The sequence below is a fragment of the Flavonifractor sp. An112 genome, assembly GCF_904377885.1.
Lineage (GTDB): Bacteria > Bacillota > Clostridia > Oscillospirales > Oscillospiraceae > Flavonifractor > Flavonifractor avicola.
The window spans coordinates 1-6204 of record NZ_CAJFGT010000114.1 but is presented as its reverse complement, the minus strand read 5'-3'; the positions used below and the strand labels follow the sequence as shown (position 1 = coordinate 6204).

General features: G+C 59.5%; 10 protein-coding genes. 9 read left to right on the top strand and 1 reads right to left on the bottom strand.

The features are described 5' to 3' along the window. Positions 1–156: 156 nt before the first annotated feature. Entirely contained in the window at positions 157–564 is a 408-nt protein-coding gene (locus IHN22_RS12395; RefSeq protein WP_191435671.1) for a hypothetical protein, read from the bottom strand. 155 nt (positions 565–719) lie between these two features. Between IHN22_RS12395 and IHN22_RS12390 the strand changes: the two genes are divergently transcribed. From IHN22_RS12390 to IHN22_RS12350, 9 genes are all read left to right on the top strand, one after another. Next, entirely contained in the window at positions 720–1169 is a 450-nt protein-coding gene (locus IHN22_RS12390) for a helix-turn-helix domain-containing protein (RefSeq protein WP_191435670.1), read from the top strand. A gap of 44 nt (positions 1170–1213) precedes the next feature. Next, a complete protein-coding gene (locus IHN22_RS12385) occupies positions 1214–1396 on the top strand; it encodes a BOW99_gp33 family protein (RefSeq protein ID WP_087187499.1) in 183 nt (60 codons plus the stop codon). Positions 1397–1510: 114 nt separating this feature from the next. Then, positions 1511–2317 carry a helix-turn-helix domain-containing protein gene (locus IHN22_RS12380; RefSeq protein ID WP_191435669.1) on the top strand — a complete coding sequence of 269 codons (807 nt, stop codon included), beginning with the start codon at positions 1511–1513 and terminating at the stop codon, positions 2315–2317. After that, positions 2311–3792 (top strand): replicative DNA helicase, encoded by a 1482-nt coding sequence (locus IHN22_RS12375; protein ID WP_191435668.1) that lies wholly within the window; start codon positions 2311–2313, stop codon positions 3790–3792. Before IHN22_RS12380 ends, IHN22_RS12375 begins: the two co-directional genes overlap by 7 nt. Beyond that, positions 3789–3989, top strand: a complete 201-nt coding sequence (locus IHN22_RS12370) for a hypothetical protein (protein WP_087266718.1) — start codon at positions 3789–3791, stop codon at positions 3987–3989. The genes IHN22_RS12375 and IHN22_RS12370 overlap by 4 nt, the downstream gene beginning before the upstream one ends. Positions 3990–4001: 12 nt before the next feature. Next, entirely contained in the window at positions 4002–4787 is a 786-nt protein-coding gene (locus IHN22_RS12365; protein ID WP_191435667.1) for a ParA family protein, read from the top strand. After that, a complete protein-coding gene (locus IHN22_RS12360) occupies positions 4774–5364 on the top strand; it encodes a DUF3102 domain-containing protein (RefSeq protein ID WP_191435666.1) in 591 nt (196 codons plus the stop codon). The genes IHN22_RS12365 and IHN22_RS12360 overlap by 14 nt, the downstream gene beginning before the upstream one ends. 25 nt (positions 5365–5389) lie before the next feature. Continuing rightward, positions 5390–5773, top strand: a complete 384-nt coding sequence (locus IHN22_RS12355) for a hypothetical protein (protein WP_191435665.1) — start codon at positions 5390–5392, stop codon at positions 5771–5773. Next, the gene (locus tag IHN22_RS12350) at positions 5770–6123 is read left to right on the top strand and encodes a hypothetical protein (protein ID WP_191435664.1); all 354 of its coding nucleotides are present in this window, start codon (positions 5770–5772) and stop codon (positions 6121–6123) included. The genes IHN22_RS12355 and IHN22_RS12350 overlap by 4 nt, the downstream gene beginning before the upstream one ends. Positions 6124–6204: the final 81 nt, after the last annotated feature.

Genomic DNA, 6204 nt, shown 5'->3' with positions numbered 1-6204 from the left:
CCATCGACGCCCTCTATGGACGGGGGATATCTAAGTGTGGAAATGATGCCGCAAGTTGAGAAAGTAGGTGAGCTAATGAGGGAGGTAAAAGTAGCCGTTCGTAGCGGTGATTACTACGAACGGCTGGAACAACTGTTGTCTCGAAATTTTGAGAATTCAGCAAGTGGATCCAGTTTCCAAGAAAGCATCAATGTCAATTCCGAGGGAAGAAAATGCAACTTTCAGTTTCCGGAGCACAGAATTTGCAATTCTCAACATGGACAATGCGTCTGAGTGATCATCCTCACTATCGAAGCCTTCATCAAGCGATTCGTTGATGAAATCACGCCTGTCATATACCGCAGAGTATATGACTTTTGCCTCATTCAAAGTGAAGTCGTGTTCTTTGTTATGCAGTTTCCTTCGTGTATCCGCTATGAAGCCTAGATTTAATTCTATATTGTCTAGGGTATCCGGACGGGTTACATGATTTCTTAATTCGTTGATGCGAGTTTCAAATTCATCTAGTGACAGCATTAAAAAGCTGAGTTCGATTTCAGTAAACTGCTCTGTTATACCAGACATGGAATTCACCTCCCTTCTACCGCCCACATTTTACCACGGACAGTGGTGGGGAGCAAGATATCGCCATTTGACGCCCTCTATGGCCGGGCCAGATCGGAAGAGCGGGAGGCCAGCTGATCTTATAACCATTTTACCCTAAAGAGGAGGAGATAACCATGCCGGGAGACTACCGGAATATCTACAAAACCTGCCGAAAGGCAGCCGGACTAACCCAGGAAGCGGCAGCGGAGCGGCTGGGAATATCTGTGGAAAGTGTACGTGCTTATGAAAGCGGCCAGCGGGTACCTCCCAATGAGGTAGTGGAGCTGATGGTGATCCTGTACAACGCCCAGCACCTGGCCTACCAGCACCTGCGGGAGACCAACGCCCTGTACAGCAGCGTGGTGCCGGAGATCCGGCCCAGGTCTGTGCTGGAGGCCAGCGCCAAGCTGACCAACCGGATCTTCCGCTTTGCCGAGTCTCATGCCGACCGGCGACTACTGCGGATTGCGGAAGACAACGTCATCGACACCCAGGAGCGGCCGGAGTTTGACGCCATCCTGGAGGACCTGCAGGAGATCGTGGAGGCCGCGCTGGAGCTGCGGTGCGCCCGGGAGTCCTCATAGGACAACCCGGAGACAGCATAAATGGAAAAAGGAGGTGGCGCGCAATGGTCGATATGAGCAAGGTCAAGGTAACCAATATCATGGCAGATGGGTCCATCTGTGAGGATCTGAGTACATACCTTGAGACCCATACTCTGCCGGATGATGTGCTGCGGATGATCCTGGGATTTATCCGGGATGGACGCGCCATCCGGGAGCAGAGAGAGCGGGGTGCGTCTCATGATTAGGCAAAAGGCCCCCCTGTCTGTGGGCGCAGACAGAGAGGCCAAGCGGTTTCGTGCATGAAAACCACTATTATGATACCACAAATGGCCGGATTTTACAAGGGGAGGGGATGAAAAATGGCTGATGTGATCCGTGTTCAGCGAAGCATTGGGTACACCGTGCTGCCCAACGGCATCCTGCGGGATACCGGGCTATCCCTCAAGACCAAGGGGCTGTTTGCCATCATTCTGTCCCTGCCGGAGGACTGGGACTACAGTGTGGCCGGGCTGGCTACGGTGGCCGGCTGCGGGCGGGATGCCATCCGCTCAGCCCTGGGAGAGATGGAGACGGCGGGCTATCTGAGGCGCACCCGCTCCCACGGGGAAGACGGTAAGTTTGCCGGTGTGATCTACGACATCCGGGATGTGGCGGCACCATTGTCGGAAAACCCGACAATGGAGGAAGACGCACCATTGTCGGGAAAACCGACGTCGGCTGAACCGACGTTGGAAAAACCGTCGTCGGAAAATCCGACGCAATTAAATAAAGATATATCAAATAAAGACTTAATAAACCCCCATAGTCCCCCACCGGGGGACAAGCCCCAGCGGAAAAAGCGAAGGCCCAAGTCGGCGCCCACATGGCACCCGGAGCGGTTCGAGGGCTTTTGGCGAGCATACCCGGCGGTGGAGCAGTGGGACAAGCTGCCGGAGGACCAGGCCCTGGTGAAGCGGTATGGATCTGAGGAGGCGCTGCTCCACGACATCGCCGTGGGGCTTAAGCGGCACCTGGACTGCGAGGACTGGCGGGAAGGCCGGGGCATCCCCTACGCCTTCCGCTGGCTGCGGGATCGCCGGTGGACAGAGAAGCGGAAGATTGTGCAGACGCAGCATCAGCCGCCGCCCCAGCGGGTGGTTGAGAGGGACGGTGTGCCGGTATGGTGATCCAGGACATGGAGGCCGCCCAGCAGGCAGTTTTAGGCTCCATGCTGATTAAGCCGAGTGTGGTAGGAGAGATACTGGCCGAGGTCCAGGACAAGGACTTTGTGACCCCCACCCACCGTATGACCTTCCAAGCGATCCGCGCTCTCTTTGTGGAAGGCAAAGAGCCAGATCCTGTGGCGGTACTCCACCGCCTGGGTCATGTGGAGCAGCAGCCCTGGCGGGAGTACATCATTGACCTGATGGATCGCACTCCGACGGCGGCCAACGTCTGGGAGTATGTGCCTATCCTCAAGGAGCAGGCCAGGCTGTATTATCTGCGTCTGCTGGGGGAGCGGCTAGCCCAGGCGGGCAGCCTGGAGGACGCCGAGCGGCATCTCTCAGAGGGCAATGCCCTGATGGTGGACAAGCCGGGGTTGCGGTATGTGACTATGGAGCAAGCTCTGCTGGACTTCTACGACAGGCACAAGACCAGAAAGGAGTATCTCACCTGGGGGCTGGACAAGCTCAACGACCGGCTCTTTGTGGACCGGGGCGACATGGTGGTGCTGGGGGGCTACGCCTCCGCCGGCAAGACCCTGCTGGCCATCCAGTTCGCCTGGCACTGGGCCAGGCTGGGCCGGAAGGTGGGCTTTTACTCCCTGGAGACCGGCGAGGCCAAGCTGGAGGACCGCCTCATCGCCTACAACATGAGGCTGGACTTCGGCAGGATCAAGCGCTCGGAGTTGACCGAGGAGGATTACAAGGCCCTGGCGATGGCCTCCAAGCGGCTCATCCAGCCCGCCTTAGAATGGGTACCTGCCAGCGGCATGACGGTGGACGAGATCCGCGCCTCTGCCCTCAGCCGGGGGTATGACGCCATTTTCATCGACTACTTACAGCTCATCCAGGGGGACAAGCGGCGCAGCCGAACCGAAGAGGTGGCTGGAATCAGCATCGGGCTGCATCAGCTGTCCCAGAGCACCGGCATCACAGTGGTGGCCCTGTCCCAGCTGTCCCGGCCAGAGAAGGGCGGGGACGGGGTGAAGGCCCCCACACTGGCCTCCCTGCGGGAGTCCGGGCAGATCGAGCAGGATGCTGACGTGGCCATGCTGCTCTACAAGGAGGAGGACACCCCGCATAGCCGGCGGATCCTGCATATCGCCAAGAACAAGGAGGGCGAGACCGGCAAGATCTATCTGGCCTTTGATGGCGCCCATCAGCGGCTGTATGAGTCGGTGGTGGATGCTCCAGCCCCCAGGAAACGGCGGGAGCCCGAGTACAGGCAGGTACAGTTCACAGAGATCCTGGAGGATCCGGACGATCCATTTGCAGAGAAAGGAGACCAGCATGGACAATGCCAGAGCGGCCCAGCTGCTGCGGCTGGAGATCCTGCGCCGGGAGGCCCTGGCACGGGCCAGCAGCTTCCCGGTGGATCACCTGCAGGTGGCCCAGGCGCTGACCCTGGCAGTCCAGGCTCTGGAGGAGGAGCAGCATGAGGATAGGCGAGAAGATCACCTGGACCCCGTCGGCCTTTGAGCATGAACTCAGCGGCGAGCGGGCCAACAAAATGCGAAAGCTGCGCTCAGTGACCGGCAGGATCGTCTACATCCATCCGGCCCGGCGGTATTATATGGCCGAGGCTTCCGTAGGAAGTGAAATTATCCGGGAGTGTTTCCCGATCAACGAAAGATAGGAGTGTTCGTGCATGAAGACTTTTGCAATCGTGAATCGAAAGGGCGGGGTGGGGAAGACCACCACCGCCGTCAATCTGGCCTATGTGCTGGCAACCAGCTGCCGGCTGCGGGTGCTGTTGGTGGATGCTGATGGGCAGGCAAACGCCACTCAGATCCTGCTGCCCCCCGGTGAGTATGCCGGTCTGGGCGCCCTGCTGCGGGGGCTGAGTATCTGCTACGACGAGTTGGTGGAGCAGACCGACGTGCCCGGCCTGGATGTGCTGCCGGCGGCAGAGGACCTTTGGGCCCTGGATCTGGAGGCCGCCGGTGGTGATCGGGGCCGGAGCTATAGGGCGCTGCGGGATATGCGGGAGGCTTTGGAGGAGGACGGGGCCTATGACGTGATGGTCATCGACTGCCCGCCCAACCTGTCCGCCGCCTGTGTGTCCGCCATTCTTGCCAGCGACGCCATTATCATCCCGGTGCTGTCCGATGCCTGTTCGGCCACCGGCGTGGGGGACTTGGTGGACCAGATTGCCAGCCTGCGCTCCCTTCACCCGGCGCTGCGGGTGTCCGGTGTTCTGGTAAACCAGTGGCACCGCTCCCCGGTAGTGGAGGACTCGGTGGCCTACCTCCGGGAGGAGGGTATGGTGCCGGTGTATGACACGGTGATCCGCCGCACCGACAAGGTGCCCGAGTCCAGCTGGGCCCGGATGGCGGTGCAGCAGTGGAGCCCCTTCTGTTCGGCGGCCCGGGATTACCGGGCCTGGGTGGTGGAACTGGCGGCAAAGGAGGGGATCCAGTATGGGCAAGCCTGATCTGGGGCGGCTCATCGCCCAGACCATGGCCCCGCCTACGGAAGGCAGGACCATCGAGGTCATTACTGGCGATATTTTGGAGGCACAGCGGAAAGGCGGGGAGGCTGTTCTCACCATTGGAAAGTGCCTCATCGAAGCTAAAGATATGTTGTCCCACGGAGAGTGGCTTCCGTGGTTGGCTGAGAAAGTGGGATATTCCGAGAAAACAGCACAGAATTTTATGCGATTGGCAAGGGAGTTCTCAAATCCGCAAGCGATTGCGGATTTGGGGGCTACCAAGGCGTTGAAGCTGTTGGCATTACCTCCGGATGAACGGGAGAAATTTGTAGCGGACCATAATGTGATTGATATGACTACCCGCCAGCTGGAGCAGGCCATCAAAGAGCGGGACGAGGCCAAAGCCGCCGCCGAACAGGCCGCAGCAGACCAGCGCACGGCCGAGCAGGCCCGGGATAAGATGGCGGAGGATATGAGGCTGCTCAATGCCCGTCTGGCTGGGGTCCGTGAGGACCGGGAGCAGGCCATGGAGAATGTGGCCCGCCTGGAGGCTGAACTTGCTGACCTGAAGGGAGGCTGAACTTGCTGACCTGAAGGCCAAACCGGTGGACGTGGCAGTGGAGACCGTGGTTGATCAGGCTGCCATTGACAAGGCCCGGGCCGACGCCATCGCCGAGATGCAGGAGAAACTGGATAAGGCAAAGGAGGCGGCGGCCAAGGCCATGGACAAACAGAAGCAGGCTGAGGCCTCTGTGGAGATCCTGAAGCGGTCCCTGGATGAGCGGGATAAGTCGGACAAGCAAGCTACCATAGCAGGGGACAAGGAGCTGGCCCAGTTCGAGGTGCTCTTCAACCAGGGGCAGGAGCTGGCCAACAAGCTCCACGGCTTGCTGCTGAAGGCCCGGGGGCGGGAGGATCAGACCGCCGCCCAAGGCATGGAAAAGGCCCTGAAAGCCCTGGCCGATGCCATTGGGAGGTGCGCGGAATGAATACCTGGTATGAACAGGCTGAGGACCGCCTGAAGGAGGAATACGGCAAGGTAACCGGGCAAAAAGAGGGTGCCATGAAGTCTGCTGTCCGGGATGCGCTTCTGGAGTTCTGCCGGCAGAATGAGGAATTTGCCCAGGCGGTGGCTCAGGGCGGCACCTTCAAGGACTGCATGGCCTCGGTAGCCAAAGGGGTGGGTGGCTCCATTTCCGATCTTGAGGCCTATCGTCGGGCGGTGTCCTTCTATTTCGACGGGGCAAAGGTCAGCTTCTCCATGACTATCCAGCTGGAGCCGGCACAGACAGAGCCGGACCGGAATGGCATCCTGCTGGATCTGTCCGACTTCTTCTGAGGGGGCGGACGGGATGAAATACACCGAACAAGAGCGGGAGATCCTCAACAGCTGGCCCACCGTGACTGAGGAGGACCTGGT